The sequence below is a fragment of the Bradyrhizobium sp. WSM4874 genome (assembly GCF_055811835.1).
The window spans coordinates 115,804-135,319 of the sequence record NZ_JBVVPR010000022.1; the positions used below are offsets into that span (position 1 = coordinate 115,804).

Annotated in this window: 17 protein-coding genes, 1 tRNA gene and 1 pseudogene; 13 read left to right on the forward strand and 6 right to left on the reverse strand. The window is 63.7% G+C overall.

Annotation, left to right across the window (positions count from 1 at the left end):
* Positions 1–149 precede the first annotated feature (149 nt).
* Positions 150–2,375, forward strand: a complete 2,226-nt coding sequence (locus AC0L3P_RS22760; RefSeq protein WP_473305157.1) for a DNA/RNA non-specific endonuclease — start codon at positions 150–152, stop codon at positions 2,373–2,375.
* Between the two features lie 175 nt (positions 2,376–2,550).
* Here AC0L3P_RS22760 and AC0L3P_RS22765 read toward each other — a convergent pair whose 3' ends face one another.
* Entirely contained in the window at positions 2,551–3,486 is a 936-nt protein-coding gene (locus tag AC0L3P_RS22765; RefSeq protein WP_275167899.1) for a cyclase family protein, read from the reverse strand.
* A gap of 216 nt (positions 3,487–3,702) precedes the next feature.
* A complete protein-coding gene (locus AC0L3P_RS22770) occupies positions 3,703–4,593 on the reverse strand; it encodes a LysR family transcriptional regulator (protein ID WP_354210734.1) in 891 nt (296 codons plus the stop codon).
* A gap of 97 nt (positions 4,594–4,690) precedes the next feature.
* Here AC0L3P_RS22770 and AC0L3P_RS22775 point away from each other — a divergent pair, with 97 nt between their 5' ends.
* The 8 genes from AC0L3P_RS22775 (at position 4,691) to AC0L3P_RS22810 (ending at position 12,637) form a co-directional block, all read left to right on the forward strand.
* Positions 4,691–5,668: an NAD(P)H-dependent flavin oxidoreductase gene (locus tag AC0L3P_RS22775; protein WP_275167897.1), complete on the forward strand. Its 978-nt coding sequence runs from the start codon at positions 4,691–4,693 to the stop codon at positions 5,666–5,668.
* A 17-nt stretch (positions 5,669–5,685) separates the two neighbouring features.
* The gene (locus tag AC0L3P_RS22780) at positions 5,686–6,762 is read left to right on the forward strand and encodes an NAD(P)H-dependent flavin oxidoreductase (RefSeq protein WP_275167896.1); all 1,077 of its coding nucleotides are present in this window, start codon (positions 5,686–5,688) and stop codon (positions 6,760–6,762) included.
* A 76-nt stretch (positions 6,763–6,838) separates the two neighbouring features.
* Positions 6,839–7,126, forward strand: a complete 288-nt coding sequence (gene gatC / locus AC0L3P_RS22785) for an Asp-tRNA(Asn)/Glu-tRNA(Gln) amidotransferase subunit GatC (protein ID WP_275167895.1) — start codon at positions 6,839–6,841, stop codon at positions 7,124–7,126.
* A gap of 82 nt (positions 7,127–7,208) precedes the next feature.
* Entirely contained in the window at positions 7,209–7,421 is a 213-nt protein-coding gene (locus AC0L3P_RS22790) for a hypothetical protein (protein ID WP_007611210.1), read from the forward strand.
* Positions 7,418–8,893 (forward strand): Asp-tRNA(Asn)/Glu-tRNA(Gln) amidotransferase subunit GatA, encoded by a 1,476-nt coding sequence (gene gatA / locus AC0L3P_RS22795; RefSeq protein ID WP_275167894.1) that lies wholly within the window; start codon positions 7,418–7,420, stop codon positions 8,891–8,893. The genes AC0L3P_RS22790 and gatA overlap by 4 nt, the downstream gene beginning before the upstream one ends.
* Positions 8,884–9,189 carry a hypothetical protein gene (locus AC0L3P_RS22800; protein ID WP_275167893.1) on the forward strand — a complete coding sequence of 102 codons (306 nt, stop codon included), beginning with the start codon at positions 8,884–8,886 and terminating at the stop codon, positions 9,187–9,189. Before gatA ends, AC0L3P_RS22800 begins: the two co-directional genes overlap by 10 nt.
* On the forward strand, positions 9,186–10,664 hold the full coding sequence (gene gatB / locus AC0L3P_RS22805) for an Asp-tRNA(Asn)/Glu-tRNA(Gln) amidotransferase subunit GatB (protein WP_275167892.1): 1,479 nt from the start codon (positions 9,186–9,188) through the stop codon (positions 10,662–10,664). The genes AC0L3P_RS22800 and gatB overlap by 4 nt, the downstream gene beginning before the upstream one ends.
* 1,706 nt (positions 10,665–12,370) lie before the next feature.
* Positions 12,371–12,637, forward strand: coding sequence for a hypothetical protein (locus AC0L3P_RS22810; protein WP_275167891.1), 267 nt, complete (start codon positions 12,371–12,373; stop codon positions 12,635–12,637).
* 153 nt (positions 12,638–12,790) lie between these two features.
* Here AC0L3P_RS22810 and AC0L3P_RS22815 read toward each other — a convergent pair.
* Both AC0L3P_RS22815 and AC0L3P_RS22820 read right to left on the reverse strand, forming a co-directional pair.
* Positions 12,791–12,883 (reverse strand) — tRNA-Ser (locus AC0L3P_RS22815).
* 636 nt (positions 12,884–13,519) lie between these two features.
* Positions 13,520–15,901, reverse strand: a complete 2,382-nt coding sequence (locus AC0L3P_RS22820) for a lytic transglycosylase domain-containing protein (protein ID WP_275167890.1) — start codon at positions 15,899–15,901, stop codon at positions 13,520–13,522.
* A gap of 293 nt (positions 15,902–16,194) precedes the next feature.
* On the opposite strand from AC0L3P_RS22820, the gene dapA reads away from it, so the two are divergent.
* Genes dapA through AC0L3P_RS22840 form a run of 4 tightly spaced genes read left to right on the forward strand, consistent with a single transcriptional unit; the run spans position 16,195 to position 18,685 of the window.
* On the forward strand, positions 16,195–17,085 hold the full coding sequence (gene dapA / locus AC0L3P_RS22825) for a 4-hydroxy-tetrahydrodipicolinate synthase (RefSeq protein WP_007603384.1): 891 nt from the start codon (positions 16,195–16,197) through the stop codon (positions 17,083–17,085).
* 52 nt (positions 17,086–17,137) lie between these two features.
* Positions 17,138–17,554, forward strand: a complete 417-nt coding sequence (gene mscL, locus AC0L3P_RS22830) for a large conductance mechanosensitive channel protein MscL (RefSeq protein ID WP_473305171.1) — start codon at positions 17,138–17,140, stop codon at positions 17,552–17,554.
* Between the two features lie 59 nt (positions 17,555–17,613).
* A complete protein-coding gene (gene smpB, locus AC0L3P_RS22835) occupies positions 17,614–18,087 on the forward strand; it encodes an SsrA-binding protein SmpB (RefSeq protein WP_275167888.1) in 474 nt (157 codons plus the stop codon).
* 4 nt (positions 18,088–18,091) lie between these two features.
* Positions 18,092–18,685: a peroxiredoxin gene (locus AC0L3P_RS22840; protein ID WP_275167887.1), complete on the forward strand. Its 594-nt coding sequence runs from the start codon at positions 18,092–18,094 to the stop codon at positions 18,683–18,685.
* On the opposite strand, the gene AC0L3P_RS22845 is transcribed toward AC0L3P_RS22840, so the two are convergent.
* Together AC0L3P_RS22845 and AC0L3P_RS22850 are read right to left on the reverse strand one after the other, a co-directional pair.
* Entirely contained in the window at positions 18,682–19,356 is a 675-nt protein-coding gene (locus AC0L3P_RS22845) for a uracil-DNA glycosylase (protein WP_275167886.1), read from the reverse strand. The genes AC0L3P_RS22840 and AC0L3P_RS22845 overlap by 4 nt on opposite strands.
* Positions 19,337–19,516, reverse strand: a pseudogene (locus tag AC0L3P_RS22850) (LabA-like NYN domain-containing protein); the annotation flags it as partial. The pseudogene AC0L3P_RS22850 and the gene AC0L3P_RS22845, both read right to left, overlap by 20 nt.

Here is a 19,516-nt window from a genome sequence, read left to right on the forward strand (position 1 = left end):
TATATAGTCTAAAGTAGTGCGGGGCGAAGCCTCCGATTCCAGAACGATGGGCAGCACCCGACAGTCCGGCGGCGCTGCAACCTTCGCGCAAATTTTCAATGCGCTCCCGACAACGTCCAGATTCGTCCAGTCATTTTTGAGAGGTCATCATGCTCATCAAGCCAAGCCTGATCGCGGGCTCAGAAAGGCGATTTAAGCAGGCCGAGTTTTCACCTGAAGCCCTGAACCGAAATTTAGGCGATGGCCCGATCCAGATAAGCTCCGACAAGAAAATCCTGCGCCAGCGCCAGCTGTTCGCGGAGACGGGGAACGTGCAGGCGGCAGAGATTGGCCTGGAGCGGATCATCCAGGGCAATGATCTCGACAGCATCAACTATCTCGCCAAGGGCACCGCGGCCTCGCGCTCGGTGTGTCGCATTCAGCTCAGGGACATGAAGTCGAATCTGCTCGGCTATGGTTCGGGCTTTCTGATCGGGCCGGGCCTGCTGATGACGAACCATCACGTTTTCGGCAAGCCGGTCGACGCAGCCAATTCGATCGCCGATTTCGATTATGAGCTGGACATTTCGGGAGAAGAGCGGGTGCCGATCCGGTTCGGATTCGAACCGGCCAAATTCTTCTACACCAACGACAGACTCGATTTCTCAATCGTCGCGATGGCGCCGACCTCGCTGTCAGGTCACGAGGAGCTCGAGAATTGGGGTTGGTTGCCGCTCAGCGGTGCGCCCGGCAAGGCGGACCCCGGCGAGTACCTCACCATCATCCAGCATCCCAGCGGACAGATGAAGCAGGTCTGCGTCCGCGAGAACAAGCTGCTTAAATATGTCGGAGACTTCCTCTGGTATAACACCGATACGACGGCCGGGTCGTCTGGTTCGCCGGCGTTCAACCGCTTCTGGCAGGTGGTCGCGCTGCACCACAGCGGTATTCCAAAGAAAAATGCGCAGGGCCGCACTCTCACCAAGGACGGCAAGGTTTGGGATCCATCGATGGATGAAATCTCGATCGACTGGATCGCCAACGAAGGCATCCGGATCAGTGCAATCGTTGCCGATCTCAAGATTGCCGTTGGTTCCCATGCCCTGATCAGACCGGTTCTTGACGAGGTTGAGCCGCCGACCCGGCACGAGGTCCAGAGAGCCCAGCCGCCTTCGATCGTGACAGCGCCGTACGGCACCAACGTCTGGGTCGAGCAATCCGTCGACGGCACGTCGCTGGTGGTCCCGTTTCGCGTGCCGCTGCCCATGTTCAGGAAGGATGTTTCTTTGCCTCCGTTGGCTCGCCTGCCAGTCCCGGCCGGAGGCAACGGAGGGGCACCGAATGGCGGCAAGCAGAACGGCAGCAGGCCTTTGGTCGCTCCGCCGGTCGGCTTGTTGCCTCACATCAGCGCGAACAACGGTCTGCCCATGGAGGCAGTGCATATCGACCAGAGCACGCTTAAATCCCGTCCGGGATTCAAGGCTAATTTTCTCGGCAGCGGCAAATTCTCCGTCGCCTTGCCGAAGATTCCCGCTGAACTTAAACCCGAGATTGCGATGTTGAAGGGGAAGTCCAAACAGTTCGAGCTGAAGTATTTCAACTATAGCGTCGTCATGAACAAGCAGCGCAGGCTTGCCTTCTTCAGCTGCGTCAATATCGACGGCGGAAAGCAGCAGGACGTCGGCAAGCGCGAGGGTGATTCCTGGCTGCGCGATCCGCGCATCGACGAGGACGCCCAGATCGGCGACGAGTTCTACCGCAAGCAGGCCACTTTCGAGGCGGATCGCAGCAAGAATCCGTTCGACCGCGGGCATCTCGTGCGCCGCCTGGATGCGACCTGGGGCGATACGGTCGCCAAGGCCAAGCAACACGGCGACGATTCCTTCCATTTCACCAATTGCTCGCCGCAGTTCTTCTCGTTCAACCAGGGCAAGCAGCTTTGGGCAGGGTTGGAGGATTACACGCGTAATGTTCTGCTTGAAGGCAAGGAGAAGGGCATCGTGATGAACGGACCGGTCTTCAACGGACCGGACGCCGATGGATCCAACCTGCCCAATCCGTCCGGTCGGCCGCACAAGGATCCGAGCTTCGGTGGTATCCAGATTCCGAAGTATTTCTGGAAGATACTGATCCGGCGCGACCGCGAAGACGATGTCCTCAAGGCGGCGGCATTCCTGATGAGCCAGAGAGAGCTGGTCATGGGGATCGACCGGATCGAGGAGGCGGATCTGCTCGAGCGCATGTCCGAGGAAGATGTCAGCGTATTTCAGGTCTCGATTGCGGATCTTGCGAAGCTGACCAAGCTCGGCTTCGGCAATCTTGCCGACGCGGACTCGCACGAGGAGACCTCGGTCGGCCCGCGTCTCATCGAGTCCTACGAGGAGATCCGAATCTAGGCGGACGCGGTCGGGTATGCTGCGGAGGGGTGTTGCGAGACCCCAGGCGATCCGGGCCGTCGTCGCGCTGCGGCGTAGGCATCTCAGGCCGCGATGACGGGCGGGACAAACGAAAAGCGGGCGAGGCGGCCTGCCGGGCGGCAGGCCATCCTCGCCCGTGATGGGCAGCTCCCGATCAACGGATCGCGATCGGGTTGATCATCGCCTGCACGCCGCCGGTCCAGCGCGGCTGGCCGAGCACGAACAGGAATTCGTAGCCCTTGTCCCGGGCGAGCGCGGCCGTGTCCATATTCTCGAGGATGTAGGTCCCGTTCATCGCGAGCAGGATCTGGTGCACCTCGAACACGTTCTTGGACTCGAACGGCAGCACCTCGAGCGCCCAGGTGTCGGCACCGATCGCGACGACGCCCTTGCTGGTCAGGTATTTTGCGCCTTCCACGCCGAGACCGGGCTCGCCTGCCGAATAACGCTTGTCGTCCTTGCCGATCAGGCTGAGCCAGCCGGTGTGGAAGATGACGACGTCGCCCTGTCGGATCTCGACGCCCTGCTTCTTGGCGACTTCGTCGATCTCCTTGGCGTTGAAGGCGGTGCCTTCCTTCACGATATCAGTGTTGTAATACGCCGCCATGTCGAGCAGCACGCCGCGGGTGACGATCGGAGGGACCTTCTCGATACCGAGCTTCTTCAACCCGGTGGGATCGGCGAAGTCGGCGAGCTTGTTGCCATTGTAGTAGACGTGCTCGACGCCGAGATGGCCGAGGCCGTCGAGCTGGCTGCCGATGCCGACCCATGTGTCCAGGATGTCGTCGTTATAGGTCGCCTTGTTCGGTCCGAGACCTGCGCTGCCCGCCTGTCCCGGCTGCACCACGGTGATCTTGAAGCTGCGCGGCGGATAGGCCGGCGTGCTGGACGTAACGGGAATGCCGAGTGCGTAGGTCTTTCCGGTCTTCACCAGAGATGCGGCCTTCAGCACGAGTTCGGGCGTCATGTAGTTGGCAGCACCGATCTCGTCGTTCGGCCCCCATTTCGATTTGGTCCAGTCTTGGGCGCTTGCTGTTTCGATCGTCGCAGACAACGCGGCGACACAGCACAACACGAGCGTATTGCGCATCAATAGTCCTCCCGATGTTTTTGCCGGTGTTTGGCTTCGTTATGATTTCGCGCTGGCCAGTCGCTCATCCTAACGTAGAAAAGCCGCGGGCTTCAAAACTTTTCGCGGTGCCATGCTGCGGCGGCTGAACGCAGCACTCGCTGCGCCCAGCGTCGATCGGATCAAGTGCGACAGATTTGTGACGGTGAATTTCGCGCGGTGGAACGCGCTGGCATCTCAGGCTGCGATGACTTCGTCGTCTTGCTTCAGGCAGCCGGCAAACCCGCTCAGCGCACTGGTTTGATGTCCGGCACGACGCTGGATGAAGAGCGTCTCGACCTGCGCGTGCGAATGGCTCAGTGCGTGGATCGACACGCTGCCGTTGATCGCGCTACGTTCGACGACGGCGCGCGGCAGCAGCGTCACGCCCATGTCGGCGGCGACACAGCCGATCATGCCGTCGAGCGTGCCGAGCTCGAAGCGTGCGGCTGACGGCCAGCCGAACTCGACAAAGATCTGTTCCAGCCGCTGCCGGTAGGTGCAGCCGGTGCGGAACGCCAGCGCGGTCGGGCCGGATTCCGGCGTGCCGGCGCGCAGCTCGGCCAGCGTGGCCCAGCGCCGCGCGCTGACCAGCACCAGCTCTTCGCGGAACGCGCTTGTCGCGATGAGATCGGCATGCGCGATCGGACCTGCGACGAAGGCGCCGTCGAGCGTGCCTTCGAGCACGGAAGCGACGAGGTCGGCGGTGGGCGCGGTGCGCAGGCTCAGCCGGACGGCTGGAAAGCGGTGATGAAAGTCCGCGAGCAATGGCGGCAGCCGTACCGCCGCGGTCGTTTCCATCGAGCCGATCGCGAGCGGTCCCTTGGGCTCGCCGTCGTCGCAGGCCGCGAGCACGGCCTCGCGCGCCAGTGCGGACATCCGTTGCGCGTAAGGTAACAGCCTTTTGCCCGCGCCGGTCAGGGTCATGCCGCGGCTATGGCGTTCGAACAGCGGCGTACCGATCTCCGCCTCCAGCGCCTTCACGCGCTGGGTCACGTTGGACTGCACCGTGTTGAGCTCTTCGGCCGCGCGGGTGATGCCCCCGGTACGGGCGACGGCGGCGAAGGTCTGGATGTCGCTGAGTTCCATAATATCGTTTCTCTTTTGAGATGGCAGCGTTCGCAAGATTTCAATTTTAGAGAATGGTATTCGCGCCTAGTCTCACTGTCCAGACCTGGGAGGTGCCATGCCGATCGCGACGTCGCTGACCACGCTATTGGAGATTGAGCATCCGATCCTGCTGGCGCCGATGGACGTCGTGGCAGGCAGCCGCCTCGTGGCGGCGGTAAGCCGCGCCGGCGGCTTCGGCATCCTGGGCGGCGGCTACGGCGAGAGGATTTGGCTGGAGCAGGAGATTGCCAAGCTCGCCGGCATGAAGGCGCCGTTCGGGATCGGCTTTATAACTTGGAGCCTCGCCAAGCGGCCCGAACTTCTCGACATTGCGCTCGCCGCAAACCCATCCGCGATCATGTTGTCGTTCGGCGATCCCGCACCCTTCGCGGCGAGCATCAAATGCGCCGGTGCACGCCTGATCTGCCAGGTGCAGGACGAGACGATGGCGCGGCAAGCGCTCGATGCGGGCGCTGATATCCTGATCGCACAGGGGACGGAGGCCGGCGGTCACGGCGCTTCGCGCACCACGATGGATCTCGTGCCGGCAATCGTCGATCTTGCCGCGGGTCGTGTGCCGGTGGTCGCGGCCGGCGGCATTGCCGATGGGCGGGGACTTGCGGCCATGATGATGCTCGGTGCAAGCGGCGTGCTGCTCGGCACGCGCTTCTACGCGAGCCAGGAGGCCGATGGTGCGGAAGAGGCCAAGCGGCGCATCTGCGCGGCAGATAGTGGCGCAACGGTGCGGGGAATCATTTTCGATCTCTCCCGCAACAATGTCTGGCCCGCGCCGTTTACCGGCCGGTGCCTTGTCAACGATCACGCCAGACGCTGGATCGGCCGCGAGGTCGAACTGATGCAGAATGTCGCCGCGGTCGGGGCCGACTATGCGGCCGCGAAGGCAGCCGGCAATTTCGACATCGCCGCGGTGATCGCGGGCGAGGCGGTCGGCCTGATCCATGATATTCCGTCTGCCGCCGAAATCGTCGAACGGATTGCGACCGAGGCCGAGCAACTGCTAACCGGTCGGCGCAATTCCAGCGTGTCCGCCTAAAGTGCGAGAGAACAACCATGTGGCCGAACCGTCGACTGATCGATCTCTTCAAGACCGAATTCCCGATCGTGCTGGCGCCGATGGCCGGCGTAATGGACGCGGAGTTGGTGATCGCCGTTGCGCAAGGCGGCGGGCTCGGCTCGCTGCCGAGCGCAATGCTGTCGCCGGAGAAGGCGCGCGAGCAGGTCAACATCATCCGGCAGCGCGTCTCCGCGCCGGTGAACATGAATTTCTTTTGCCACACACCGGTCGAGCTCACGGCCGAGGCGGAGGCGCGCTGGAAACAGCGCCTCGCGGGCTACTACAATGAGCATGGCCTCGATCCCGCCGCACCCATCAATGCCGCGAACCGCGCGCCGTTCGACGCCGGCTTCTGCGAGGTCGTGGAGGAGCTGAAGCCGGAGATCGTCAGCTTCCATTTCGGCTTGCCGGAGGACGCGCTGCTCAAGCGGGTCAAGGCGGCTGGATGTCTCGTCATCTCCTCGGCGACGACGGTGAAGGAAGCGGTCTGGCTCGAGCAGCACGGCGCTGATGCGGTGATCGCACAAGGTGCGGAGGCCGGCGGCCATCGTGGCATGTTCCTGACCGACAAGATCTCGGAACAGCCCGGCACCTTTGCGCTGGTACCGCAGGTGGTCGACGCGGTGAAGGTCCCGGTGATTGCGGCCGGCGGCCTTGCGGACGGCCGCGGCATCGCAGCCGCCTTCGCGCTCGGTGCGGCCGGCGTGCAGATCGGAAGTGCCTATCTGCGCTGTCCGGAATCCAAGGTCGGTGCGGCGGCACGCGCGGCGCTCGCCGAGGGGCGGGATGATTCAACCGTCATCACCAATGTCATGACCGGGCGGCCGGCGCGCGGCGTCCAGAACCGCCTGATGCGCGAGGCGGGCCCGATTTCGCCGGACGCGCCGCCATTTCCCCATGCCGCAACGGCGCTGGGACCGCTGAAGGCGGCTGCCGAAAAGCAGGGCAGGGTGGATTTCACCAATCTCTGGGCCGGGCAGGCGATCGCCCTGGGCCGCGAGGTCCCGGCAGCGGAATTGACGCGGGATCTCGCCAAATCGGCGCTTGCCCGGATGAAGGCCCTCGCCGGATAGGTCCCGCGGCCGGTTGCGGCGCAAAAGCGGCCTCTGCTATACGGCACATAGGTTTTGCCGTGAGAGGCCTTATATAATGTCCGTCGACGCCGCTACCGTCCGCCGCATCGCGCATCTGGCGCGCATTGCGGTTTCAGAGGGCGAGGTTCCGCATCTGCAGGGCGAGCTCAACGCCATGCTCGCTTTTGTCGAGCAGCTCTCGGAGGTCGATGTCGAGGGTGTGGAGCCCATGACCTCGGTCACCCCGATGCAGATGAAGAAGCGGCAGGATTTGGTCAATGACGGCGAGATCGCCGACGATATCGTTGCCAACGCGCCTGCGACCGAAGGTCACTTCTATCTTGTACCCAAGGTCGTCGAGTAATTTACATAGCGTTTTCGAGCGAAGTGGAAACCGGTTCGCATAAAGAAAACGCGTCAAACTAAAGAGTCTTAGGACGCTGTCGATGTGCATGCTTTGCGACGACGAGAAGGCCTATCAGGCCTACATGAACTATCTCGACAAGATGGAGCGGCAGGGCAAGGCTGCCGACCCCAACGTCGCCGTCAATGCCGTGCTCGACGAGATCGAGGCGGCTGCGAAAGCGGCCGCCAAGAAAGACGACCCGGCCAACGACAAGTCCCTGTCTCCGTTCTTCTGCAGCCCGATCAATAAATGACCGATTTGACATCGCTGACGCTCGCGGAGGCCCGCAAGGGCCTCGCGGCCAAGACTTTTACGTCCCTTGAGCTGACCGACGCGCATCTGAACGCGATCGAAGCCGCGCGCGTGCTCAATGCTTTCGTCATGGAGACGCCCGACCGCGCGCGTGACATGGCGAAGGCCGTCGACGAGAAGATCGCCAAGGGTGATGCGGGACCGCTCGCCGGCATTCCGCTCGGCATCAAGGACCTGTTTGCGACCAAGGGCGTCCGCACCACCGCGTGCTCGAAAATCCTCGGCAATTTCGTGCCGACTTACGAGTCCACCATCACCTCGCAGCTCTGGCGCGACGGCGCGGTGATGCTGGGCAAGCTCAACAATGACGAGTTCGCGATGGGCTCGGCGAACGAGACCTCGTGCTTCGGCCCCGTCGGCAATCCCTGGCGGCGTGATGGCTCCAACACGACGCTGGTGCCGGGCGGCTCGTCCGGCGGCTCGGCCTCGGCCGTTGCGGCGCTGCTGTGCATGGGTGCGACCGCGACCGATACTGGCGGCTCGATCCGTCAGCCGGCGGCGTTCACCGCGACCGTCGGCATCAAGCCGACCTACGGCCGCTGTTCGCGCTGGGGCATCGTCGCTTTTGCCTCCTCGCTCGACCAGGCCGGTCCGATCGCGCGCAGCACGCGCGATGCCGCGATACTGCTGCGCTCGATGGCCGGCCACGATCCGAAGGACACGACCTCGGTCGACATGCCCGTGCCGGATTACGAGGCTGCGATCGGCAAGTCCGTGAAGGGCATCCGGATCGGCATTCCCAAGGAGTATCGTCTCGACGGCATGCCGGCCGAGATCGAAAAGCTCTGGAGCGAGGGCGCGGCCTGGCTGAAAGCGGCCGGCGCCGAGCTCGTCGAGGTGTCGCTGCCGCACACCAAATACGCGTTGCCGGCCTATTACATTGTGGCGCCGGCGGAGGCGTCCTCCAACCTCGCCCGCTACGACGGCGTGCGCTTCGGCCTGCGCGAGCAGGGCCGAAACATCAACGAACTCTACGAGAACACCCGCGCAGAAGGTTTTGGCGCCGAGGTGAAGCGCCGCGTCATGATCGGCACCTACGTGCTCTCGGCCGGCTATTACGACGCCTATTATTTGCGTGCCCAGAAGGTGCGCACGCTGATCAAGAAGGACTTTGAGGATTGCTTCGCCAAGGGCGTCGACGCGATCCTGACGCCGGCGACGCCGTCGGCGGCGTTCGGCATCGGCGAGAAGGGCGGCGCGGACCCCGTCGAGATGTACCTCAACGACATCTTCACGGTGACCGTGAACATGGCGGGCCTGCCGGGCATCGCCGTGCCCGCCGGCAAGGATGCGCAGGGCCTGCCGCTCGGCCTGCAGCTGATCGGCCGGCCATTCGACGAGGAGACGCTGTTCTCGCTCGGCGAGGTGATCGAGCAGGCCGCCGGCCGCTTCACGCCGGCGAAATGGTGGTGAGCATGGCGGCGTATATCGCCAGCCTTGACGGCGCCGCGCCGCCGCCGGATCTCAGCGCGCCGCTCGCCGCACTGTGGTGGGCCGCCAAGGGTGACTGGGACCAGGCGCACAGAATCGTCCAGGACGAGAGCAGCCGCGAGGCCGCCTGGGTGCACGCCTATCTGCACCGGGTCGAGGGCGACCTCGGCAATGCCGGCTATTGGTACCGCCAGGCCGGCCAGCCCGTGGCAAGGGATTCATTACAAGCAGAGTGGGAGCGGATCGTCGCTGCCACGCTGCTCGGGAGCAAGACATGAGCACGGCCACGCACAAGCTTCTCAAGGGCTCAACCGGTGACTGGGAGATGGTCATCGGCCTGGAGGTCCACGCTCAGGTGACGTCGAACGCGAAGCTGTTCTCCGGTGCCTCCACCGCGTTCGGCGGCGAGCCGAACACGCATGTGTCGCTGGTCGACGCGGCGATGCCGGGCATGCTGCCGGTCATCAACGAGGAATGCGTCAGGCAGGCTGTCCGGACCGGACTCGGGCTGAACGCCCAGATCAATCTGCGCTCGGTGTTCGACCGCAAGAACTATTTCTATCCGGACTCGCCGCAGGGCTACCAGATCAGCCAGTACAAGTCGCCGATCGTCGGCGAGGGCGAGGTCGTGGTCGAACTGGACGGCGGCAAGACCGCCACGATCGGCATCGAGCGGCTGCATCTGGAACAGGATGCCGGCAAATTGCTGCACGATCAGTCGCCGACCATGTCCTATGTCGACCTCAACCGCTGCGGCGTGGCGCTGATGGAGATCGTGTCGAAACCCGACATCCGCGATGCCGAGCAGGCCAAGGCCTATGTGACCAAGCTGCGCTCGATCCTGCGCTATCTCGGCACCTGCGACGGCGACATGGAGAAGGGATCTTTGCGCGCCGACGTCAACGTCTCCGTGCGCAAGCCCGGCGCGCCGCTCGGCACCCGCTGCGAGATCAAGAACATGAACTCGATCACCTTCATCGGCCAGGCGATCGAGTACGAGGCCCGGCGCCAGATCGAAATCCTCGAGGAGGGCGGCGCGATCGACCAGGAGACCCGGCTCTACGACCCCAACAAGGGCGAGACGCGGTCGATGCGGTCCAAGGAAGAGGCGCACGACTACCGCTACTTCCCCGATCCCGACCTGCTGCCGCTGGAGTTCTCGCAAAGCTTCGTCGACGAACTGAAGGCTGGGCTGCCCGAGCTGCCGGACCAGAAGAAGACGCGCTTCGTCGCGGATCTCGGCCTGTCGGCCTACGACGCCGGCGTGCTGGTCGCCGAGCGCGAGAGCGCGGTGTTCTACGAGACCGTGCTGGAGAAGCTCGCCAACCGCGCGCGCGACGGCAAGGTCGCCGCCAACTGGGTGATCAACGAGCTGTTCGGTCGTCTCAACAAGGAAGGCCGGGACATTACGGACTCTCCGGTCGATGCCGCACAGCTCTCGGGCATCATCGACCTGATCGGCGAGGGTACGATCTCCGGCAAGATCGCCAAGGATCTGTTCGAGATCGTCTGGCAGGAGGGCGGCGATCCCCGCGCGCTGGTCGAAAGCCGCGGCATGAAGCAGGTCACGGATCTTTCGGCGATCGAAAAGGTTGTCGACGACATCATCGCAGCCAATCCCGACAAGGCGGCGCAGGTCAAGGACAAGCCGCAGTCACTCGGCTGGTTCGTCGGCCAAGTGATGAAGGCATCCGGCGGCAAGGCCAACCCGCAGAGCGTCAACGAGCTGCTCAAGTCCAAGCTCGGCATCTGACCTCGCGCGTTCGAACGAGGTGACGGACAGGCGTCGTCACCTCGCTTTCGGTTCGCGATGCGACGCTCGCGCGCATCCTCGGCGACGAACTTCATCCCGATCGAACGCGATACGCCGACCGAATCGCCGTCACGCGATTCGCGCAAAACGGCGACTTGCACACGCTCCGACGAGCCCGCGCGCCGTTAATCATGAAAATATTTTCGTTGCCAAAAGTCGCGACTCAGAGTCCGCGAAGCGCCTTCGCGAGGCGCTCGCGCGATCGGCGCGATAGGTCATGACATCGATCGCGCGCGATGTGCGCGTGCAAGAAAATACTTGCTGCATAGTGTTTTTCTGCAGTCGTATCTTTTGCAAACGTCGATGCCGCGGGCACTCTCTGCGATCGCAAGCACAACTCATGCAGTCCGCTTGCATCGCGTTCGCCAGCGCAGGCGCGTTTCGCCGTCAACACTTCTTTAAGCGAGACGCTGTTTTTTTCGTTGTGTTGGTGTATTCGGGATGAGTGTGCACTCGATCCCCGACTGCATGCAGCGATTAAGCCATCTCACACATCGGAGGGCAACATGGCCAAGAAAGCTAAGAAGGCAAAGAAGGCGAAGAAGGCGAAGAGCGCAGTGAAGAAGACTGCGAAGAAGACCCGCAAGGTCGCCAAGAAGAAGTAACTTCGCTTTTTGAAGTTGCCGGCTCCTAGAGAGCCGGCACGTCATCAGCGCCTCTCAAAAGGTTCTGGTCGACGATAGAGGGTGTCGGCGAGACATCAGGTCAACGGTCGGATCGTTCTCTTCGCGGGTTCGCTCGCTAAGCGCGGTCCGGCAGAAGAAACAGGTTTTCTTCGTTCGGTGCGGTTCTCCGTAAGGGGCTCCGCAATTTCACAAGCGGCCTTCGGGCCAACGTGGAATCTGGTCCTGACGTGTTCGCCGACGCCCTCGTTCTCTTGAGGCCGGGGTATTGCCGGCATTCCCATCTCCCGACATTGCTGGTCTGACCGCGACGTGGCTGTGCTGCCTTGAGCAGGCCGGGCTCTCGCATATGACGTCTCGGCGACGCCTGAGCGAGCGCCTCGTCTTGAGACGAACGCTTCGCGGCCTCCTCAGGATAAGGCTCGGCTGCGTCCATCTGCGTTGATGCTGCCGCATACTCATCCCCCATCCTGACGGCCCGCCGCAGGCGGGCGTCTCGAAGGATGGCCGCAGTCGAGCTTCCAGCCATATGTTTCTTCATATGCGCGCGCTTCTTGAGCAGGGAGGCTGCGGCGCTGTTGCACGCTGTTCACGCGCCGCTTCTCCATTCGCCGTGTCGTCGCCTGGCTCCGACCTGGCGATCCAGTTCGCCGCGGCTTCTCCTGGGACCATTGCTGTCTCTGGAATACCGGTGACGACAGCGGGCGGGGACACCACAGGACACGCGTCACCGTGCGCGATGGTTATCGTTCTCCCAAAATCCCAAGGTAAACCGAATCTGACGAATTGCAGAAGTGCCTGCAAAACCGGGACTTCTTGCATTTGTTGTGCGCCCCTGGGGCGGGCGCGTTTACGTCTGCTTCATCGCGATACTTAAACTGCCATTCAAATTTGCCCGCCATCATTACCTCCAACAAGCCGGCAAACGGCACGGGCAAGAAGCCCCGGGGATGAGTTGAACAGTTGATTGGACGGGAGCCGCGCTCGGGGGACGAGGCGGCATAAGAAAAAAGGGGATGCGTTATGTTTCAGGGTACTTTCGATCTGGAGACGGCGACGCCGATCGACGCAGGCGCGCTGTCGGACGTGCTGTTCGAGCGCGGCCTCTATTGGGCGAGCGGACGATCCGGTCTCGTCGATCTCGTCGCCGCGCACAAATGGTTCAACCTCGCCGCGCTCAAGGGCCGCAAGGACGCCGTGACGCTGCGCCAGGAAGTCGCCGGACAGATGTCGGACGCCGATATCTCGGCCGCGCAGCGCGACGCGAGGGCGTGGGTCTCCGCCCACTGAGCGGAGAATCAGGTCCCGGACGTCGTTTCGGAGGTGAACCTGGCTTTCGCTGAATCAGGTTCCCTTGTGGTCCTCCATCCGGTTCGGAGCGGCATGAGACCGCCGTCGGGTGTCAGGTGAAGGAACGCACAGATCTCAGATTCTGCTGAGGAGTGGCGGAGAGGGAGGGATTCGAACCCTCGATACAGCTTGAGACCGTATGACGCTTTAGCAAAGCGTTGCCTTCAGCCACTCGGCCACCTCTCCGGTGCGAGCCTTATGCATCTAATTACTTGGGCTGGTCAATTTGGAAGCGTGTGTTTTTGCTCGAATATTCCCAGCGAATTCCGAAACCAAGCGGTTTGCTCCCGGGGCGAGAACGTAACGCCGCGATAACGGACACAAAGCTGGAGGTTCTGGCGCCTGTATGATGAGCGGTTTTGGCGCGGACAAAGGCTCCCTTTATCCACGTAAACGACTGATTTTGCTATCAAATTAGATCGGATCACTCGCGCGGGGGACGACTGCCTTCGTCGCCGATCGCCTCTGTCGAGTGATGCATTTGCAAGTGATTGATTTGATTGCCTCTTTCCCCGATTCGCCACAAGCTGAGGAGCGGTGATCGCTCTCGGATCGGCCGACGGGTCCCGTGTCAGGCTGCGGGAAAGGCGCTCTCACTATTATAGTCGGGATAACTCGCTCGCCGGCCGAGGGAGCCGCCCGTCGCGCCAGGCGCCGCCGCAATGAAGGCCAATAGTTCTCCCTTTGCTTTGCCGCCAACGGACATCGCGAGAAAGCCCGCCTGACGATCGCACCCCAGCTCTTCGTCGGTGGCTCAAGTCCTGGCGACGATGGCCCCCGCCGCCAACGGACTCACCGCAGCGCGTCGAGGGAGGATGATCGCTACTCCACGCTGCCGGCGCCGCGGCGCAAATCGGCTTCGATCTGCAACCGCGTGCCGCCGCCGAAGCGGGCGCGGTAGACCTGAAGGTTCTCCATGATCCGCTGCACGTAGTTGCGCGTCTCGGAGAACGGGATCAGCTCGACCCAGTCGACCGCGTCGACCTTGGGGTCGCGCGGATCGCCGTAGCGATCGATCCACTTCTTCACACTGCCGCGGCCGGCATTGTAGGCGGCGAAGGTCATGATGTAGGAGCCGCGATAGTCCTCGAGCAGCCCACCGAGCTCGGCCGAGCCGAGCGTGGCGTTGTAGGCCGAATCGTTCTTCAGACGCCCCAGATCGTAGGTCCCCCCGTGCCGCTTGCAGACATAGCGCGCAGCGTCCGGCGTCACCTGCATCAGCCCATAGGCCTGCGCCGGCGAGACGACCGAAGGATTGAAGGCGCTCTCCTGCCGCGCAATGGCGTAGATGATGCTGCGTTCGACCTCGGGGCCGATCGGCGTGAACTGCGGAATGCCGTTGACGGGATAGGCATAGAAATCGAACGGCAGCCCGCGATTGAGCGCGGCCTTGCCGAGCAGCAGCATGCCGCGCGCGTCGCTGTAGCGCTGGGTGAGCTCGCCGAGGCCGGCAAGCGCTTCGGGATCGCCGTTCTCGCCCATGTCGGCGAGAACAGGTATCGCCATCTCACGCTCGTCGAGCTCGTAGAGCAGCTGCGCGGCGCGGACGATCTCCAGCCGTTCGGCACCGCGGCTGCGCGGCTGCGCGTTGAGCTCGATCTGCGGCAGGCCGAGCTTGGCGCGTGCGAGCTGGCCGTAATAGCTGGTGGATTGCTCGGCTGCTCGCGCGTAGGCGTTGCGCGCCTCCTGCTGGCGGCCCGCAGCTTCGGCGGCGCGGCCCTGCCAATAGCCGGCGCGCGCCAGCGCCGTCGGATTGACGCTGCCGATCCCGATGCGGGCAAAATGCTGGGTGGCGGCCGCGGGATCGTTGAGGAAGCGCAGCGCGATCCAGCCGGCGGTGAACTCCTGCTCGGTCTTGTAGATGTCGCGCGAGGGCAGGGCCGCATCGCGCGCGATCAGATAGGCGCTGCGAAATTCCTCGGTGTCGATCATCTTGCGCGCCAGGAGGCGCCGCTCGATCCACCATTCGTCGAGATTGTGGAGCCGGCCCGGATCCTTCGGTGCCGACAGCATGAGCTGGGCGGCTTCGGCAAATTTCTCCTCGCGGCGCAGCAGCTGGATCTTGCTGAAGATGAAGCCGGGATCGCCGTGCAGCTCGCGCGGCACGGCGTCGAGCAGCGCACGAGCGTTCGGCGCTTTCTTGAGGGAGGCGATGCGGGCCTTGGCGAGTGCGACATAGCCGGCCCCGAGGCGCTTCGCAGCACGCAGTGCGGCCTCGTTCTCGCTGCCGTAGAGCAGCGTGTCCATCCGCGCCTTCTGATCGCCGGGTGTCAGCAGCGCGCCGAACTGGTCGAGTGCGTTGTTCTCGGTGTCTTCCGACATCGGGTCGCTGCGCCAGGCATCGCGCACCAGACGTTCGGCGTTGGCGCGGTCGCCGCGCGCCAGCATCGCCTTGGCGAGCGTGAAGCGGCCCTTGGCGGACACGGGGGATTCGTTCTCGAACCACGACCACGCGACCTGGTCGTCGCGCCTGTCGTCCCACATCGCGGCTTCCAGGCGCCGGCGGAGGAAGGTCTGCGACGGCCAGCTCGGATTGGCGGATAGGAAGGCGCGGTAGCGCTCCACAGTCGCGCCATTGTCCTCGCTGCGAAGGATGATCCATTCCGCCAGTTTTCGCGCGACGGGATCGGAGATCGTAGCCGCGGCACTGCTGGCGTCGCCCGCCTTGCGCTTGCGCACGAGCTCGATCACGGTCTCCAGCGTGTCCTTGTCGGCTTGCGACGTCGAGGAGGTCGCGGCAACCGCAGCCGGTGTGACCGGCTTGCGCGGGGCGGCATGCTGGCGGGTCGCCGGGGCCAGGACAGGAGCCGCGAGGGGCTTGGCGGGGGCCGGGGCGGTCGGTCTGACGGTGGCCGTCGCAGCCGGCGCGGGTGCGGTCTTCGGGACCGAGCCGCCAGCGGTCGGCGTTGACTTTGGCGCGGCCGCCGTAGGCTTCAGCTTCTCCTTCGCAGGTTCCTTGCCTGCGTTCTTGCCAGCATCCTTGCCAGTATCCTTGGCAGGCTTCTTCGCGGCATCCTTGGCGGGGGCACTGGTCGCGCCGTTGGTTGCGCCCTTCGAAGTTTCCTTGCCGGTTCCCTTGGACGCCCCCTTCGTAGTGTCCTTGGCGGCTGGTTTGGCCGACGGTTTCGCGGTTTCCTTGACGGTCTCCGCGGTTGTCTCGTTGGATTTGGCCCAGGCGGCGCAGCCGGCCGACAGCCCTGCCATCAGGCACACGATCAGAGTAGTGGATCGCCATGCGGCGCGCGGAAAGGAGATCACGGCGTTTCGTCGCCCCGAATCAGTCAATTGGCTCAAGACCCAGCTGTACAAGATCTGGCTGTATTTGATTGAATATGCGGACAAAATACCAACAGCCGCTTACCTTTGCCGGGTTTGCACCACCACCGCGGCAAAATCGCGGCCTAAACGGTGCGTCACGCCGAGGCGGGTCTTTTACCGGCGGGATAGACCCGATATGAATGCGGCTTGCTCAAGATTGCCGCGTACGGAGGAAGTCCATGGCAGCCAAGACGAAATTCCGGGGATCGTTCACTGCCTTGGTCACGCCGTTCAAGAACGGCTCGCTGGACGAGGCGGCGTTCCGCTCCCTGGTCAACTGGCAGATTTCAGAGGGCACCAACGGCCTGGTCCCGGTCGGCACCACCGGCGAGAGCCCGACGCTGAGCCATGACGAGCACAAGAAGGTCGTCGAATGGTGCATCGAGGAAGCGAAAGGCCGCGTGCCTGTCGTCGCCGGCGCCGGCTCCAACTCGACCAAGGAGGCGATCGAGCTCGCCCAGCACGCCGAGAAGGCGGGCGCGAACGCGGTTCTGGTCGTGACGCCCTACTACAACAAGCCGACCCAGGAAGGCATGTACCAGCACTTCAAGGCGATCAACGACGCGATCGGGATTCCGATCATCATCTACAACATCCCGCCGCGCTCGGTGATCGACATGTCGGTCGACACCATGGCGCGGCTGTGGGAGCTGAAGAACATCGCCGGCGTCAAGGACGCCACCGCCAGCATGGTCCGCGTCTCGCAGCAACGCGCGGCGATGGGCGAGGACTTCAACCAGCTCTCGGGCGAGGATGCGACCATCCTCGGTTACATGGCCCATGGCGGCCATGGCTGCATCTCGGTCACCTCGAACGTCGCGCCGCGGCTGTGCTCCGAGTTCCAGGCCGCCTGGGCGAAGGGCGATCATGCCACCGCGCTGAAGCTGCACGACAAGCTGATGCCGCTGCACAACAACCTTTTCATCGAGAGCAATCCGGCGCCGATCAAGTACGCGCTGTCGCTGCTCGGCAAGCTGGACGAGACGTTGCGGCTGCCGATGGTGCCGGTCACCGAGCCGACCCGCGTTGCCGTGCGCAGCGCGATGGTTCATGCCGGCCTCATCAACTGACGCGCTAGCCGATCGGGGAGCTTTCATGGCGATTGAGGCAAGAGGCACGCGGATGCTCACGGAGTTCCGCGAGTTCGCCATGAAGGGCAACGTCGTCGACCTCGCAGTCGGCGTCATCATCGGCGCGGCCTTCGGCGCCATCGTGACGTCACTGGTGGGCGACGTGATCATGCCGATCATCGGCGCAGCGACCGGCGGCCTCGATTTCTCGAACTACTTCACGCCGCTTTCGGGCAAGGTCACCGCCGCAAATCTCGCGGACGCGAAAAAGCAGGGCGCCGTTTTGGCTTGGGGCAACTTCCTCACGCTGACAATCAACTTCATCATCATTGCCTTCGTGCTGTTCCTGGTGATCCGTGCCATGAACAAGTTGAAGCGCAAGGACGAGGCGCAGCCTGCCGCTCCACCAAAGCCGTCGGCCGAGGTCGAGCTGCTGACCGAGATCCGCGATCTCCTCAAGAAGTCTTGACGCGCGCGCTTCATCCAAACTGTTAGCGTCCTCGCGCATCCCGATCAGGTTTGTCATCCATGGCCGACAAGAACGAACGTCCGATCAAGGTCATGGCGGAAAACCGTAAGGCCCGCTTCAACTATGCGATCGAGGATACGATCGAGGTCGGCATTGCGTTGACCGGCACCGAGGTCAAGTCGATCCGCGGCGGCAAGAGCACCATCGCGGAATCCTACGCCGATTCCAAGGACGGCGAGATCTGGCTGATCAACGCCACCATTCCCGAATATCTCCAGGGCAACCGCTTCAATCACGAGCCCAAGCGGCCGCGAAAACTGCTGCTGCATCGCAAGCAGATCAACAAGCTGATGGGTGCGGTCGACCGCGAAGGCATGACGCTGATCCCGCTCAAGCTTTACTTCAACGAGCGTGGTCGCGCCAAATTGCAGCTCGCGGTTGCAAAAGGCAAGAAGCTGCACGACAAGCGCGAGTCCGAGAAGAAGCGCGACTGGAGCCGGGAGAAGGGCCGCCTGATGCGGGCGAGGGGATAGCGGGATGACTCAGAGAAACCTGCTCGAGGTTGATTGGACCCGGATTCCCGCACCAGCGGACGACGGCGGAGCCGCGCACCTGAAAGGAATGACGCTGCCGCCGGTCAGCCTGCTCGCCACCGACGACACGTCAGTCGCGCTGTCGGCGCTGCGTGGCCGGACCGTGGTGTTCGCCTATCCGCGTACCGGCGAGCCCGGCAAGATCGCGCTGGTCGATGATTGGGACATGATCCCGGGCGCGCGCGGCTGCACGCCGCAGACTTGCGCATTTCGCGATCTGTTCGCCGAGCTGAAGGCCGCCGGCGCCGCGCAGGTGTACGGCCTCTCGACCCAAAGCAACGCGTACCAGACCGAGATGGCCTCGCGGCTGCATCTGCCGTTCCCGGTGCTCTCGGACGAGAAGCTGGCGCTTACGAGCGCCCTGAATTTGCCGACGATGGACGTCGCGGGCCTGACGCTGATCAAGCGCCTTGCGCTGATCGTCGACGACGCCAGGATCACGCATGTGTTCTATCCGGTGTTTCCGCCCGACCGGAACGCCGGCGATGTCCTGGACTGGCTGAAGGCCAATCCGGCCAAGGGCTTGTCTAAGGATTAGTCGAGGTCGGCCTTCACCTTCGCGAACACGGAGCGGAACATGTCCGGCGTCAGCACGCGGGTGTTCGTGTTGTAGCGGGAGCAGTGATAGCTGTCGTAGAGCCTGAATGCGCCGGCCTGATGCACGGCGCCGTGGCCGAAGGGGGCTTGCGATCCCTTCAGGTTCAGCGGCTTGAGCACGGTATCGTGCGCAATGCGCCCGAGGGCGACGATCGCGCGCAGGTTCGGCATCGTTGCGAGATTCGCCGCGAGAAACTTCCGGCAGGTGTTGATCTCGATCGGCAGCGGCTTGTTCTGCGGCGGCACGCAATGCACCGCATTGGCGATCCGACAGTCGACCAGCTTCAGGCCGTCGTCGGGACGCGCCTGATATTGGCCCTTGGCGAAGCCGTATTCGAGCAGCGTGGCGTAGAGCAGGTCGCCGGCATAATCGCCGGTGAAGGGACGGCCGGTGCGGTTGGCGCCCTGCATCCCCGGCGCAAGGCCGACGATCAGCAGGCGCGCCTTGATGTCGCCGAAAGGCGCAACCGGTGCATTGTGCCACAAGGGCTCGCGCGCGCGGTTCGCCTCGCGAAAGGCGACCAGGCGCGGACAGAGCGGACAGTCACGGTCGGGGACGAGGCTGAGAGGCTGGCGGCTTGACCGGGCCGCCTCACTCCTCGAAGTCGTCATCGCCCCTCGCCGGCGCCATCGTGGTCGCGCGCTGGAGGAACTGCGGGGCGTGGTGGCGCGCCTCGCGGTCGCCGCGGTCACGAGGGGCGGGGCGTTCGGACGGGTCGCGGCCGAGCTTGGACTGCAGCTCGACGAGGTCGGTGAAGACGTCGGCCTGGCG

What these genes read in the sequence shown, in the direction of transcription:
- AC0L3P_RS22760 (WP_473305157.1), top strand. Translation starts at nt 150, where the DNA reads ATGCTCATCAAGCCAAGCCTGATCGCGGGCTCAGAAAGGCGATTTAAG.
- AC0L3P_RS22765 (WP_275167899.1), bottom strand. Translation starts at nt 3,486, where the DNA reads ATGCGCAATACGCTCGTGTTGTGCTGTGTCGCCGCGTTGTCTGCGACG.
- AC0L3P_RS22770 (WP_354210734.1), bottom strand. Translation starts at nt 4,593, where the DNA reads ATGGAACTCAGCGACATCCAGACCTTCGCCGCCGTCGCCCGTACCGGG.
- AC0L3P_RS22775 (WP_275167897.1), top strand. Translation starts at nt 4,691, where the DNA reads ATGCCGATCGCGACGTCGCTGACCACGCTATTGGAGATTGAGCATCCG.
- AC0L3P_RS22780 (WP_275167896.1), top strand. Translation starts at nt 5,686, where the DNA reads ATGTGGCCGAACCGTCGACTGATCGATCTCTTCAAGACCGAATTCCCG.
- gatC (WP_275167895.1), top strand. Translation starts at nt 6,839, where the DNA reads ATGTCCGTCGACGCCGCTACCGTCCGCCGCATCGCGCATCTGGCGCGC.
- AC0L3P_RS22790 (WP_007611210.1), top strand. Translation starts at nt 7,209, where the DNA reads ATGTGCATGCTTTGCGACGACGAGAAGGCCTATCAGGCCTACATGAAC.
- gatA (WP_275167894.1), top strand. Translation starts at nt 7,418, where the DNA reads ATGACCGATTTGACATCGCTGACGCTCGCGGAGGCCCGCAAGGGCCTC.
- AC0L3P_RS22800 (WP_275167893.1), top strand. Translation starts at nt 8,884, where the DNA reads ATGGTGGTGAGCATGGCGGCGTATATCGCCAGCCTTGACGGCGCCGCG.
- gatB (WP_275167892.1), top strand. Translation starts at nt 9,186, where the DNA reads ATGAGCACGGCCACGCACAAGCTTCTCAAGGGCTCAACCGGTGACTGG.
- AC0L3P_RS22810 (WP_275167891.1), top strand. Translation starts at nt 12,371, where the DNA reads ATGTTTCAGGGTACTTTCGATCTGGAGACGGCGACGCCGATCGACGCA.
- AC0L3P_RS22820 (WP_275167890.1), bottom strand. Translation starts at nt 15,901, where the DNA reads ATGGCAGGGCTGTCGGCCGGCTGCGCCGCCTGGGCCAAATCCAACGAG.
- dapA (WP_007603384.1), top strand. Translation starts at nt 16,195, where the DNA reads ATGGCAGCCAAGACGAAATTCCGGGGATCGTTCACTGCCTTGGTCACG.
- mscL (WP_473305171.1), top strand. Translation starts at nt 17,138, where the DNA reads ATGCTCACGGAGTTCCGCGAGTTCGCCATGAAGGGCAACGTCGTCGAC.
- smpB (WP_275167888.1), top strand. Translation starts at nt 17,614, where the DNA reads ATGGCCGACAAGAACGAACGTCCGATCAAGGTCATGGCGGAAAACCGT.
- AC0L3P_RS22840 (WP_275167887.1), top strand. Translation starts at nt 18,092, where the DNA reads ATGACTCAGAGAAACCTGCTCGAGGTTGATTGGACCCGGATTCCCGCA.
- AC0L3P_RS22845 (WP_275167886.1), bottom strand. Translation starts at nt 19,356, where the DNA reads ATGACGACTTCGAGGAGTGAGGCGGCCCGGTCAAGCCGCCAGCCTCTC.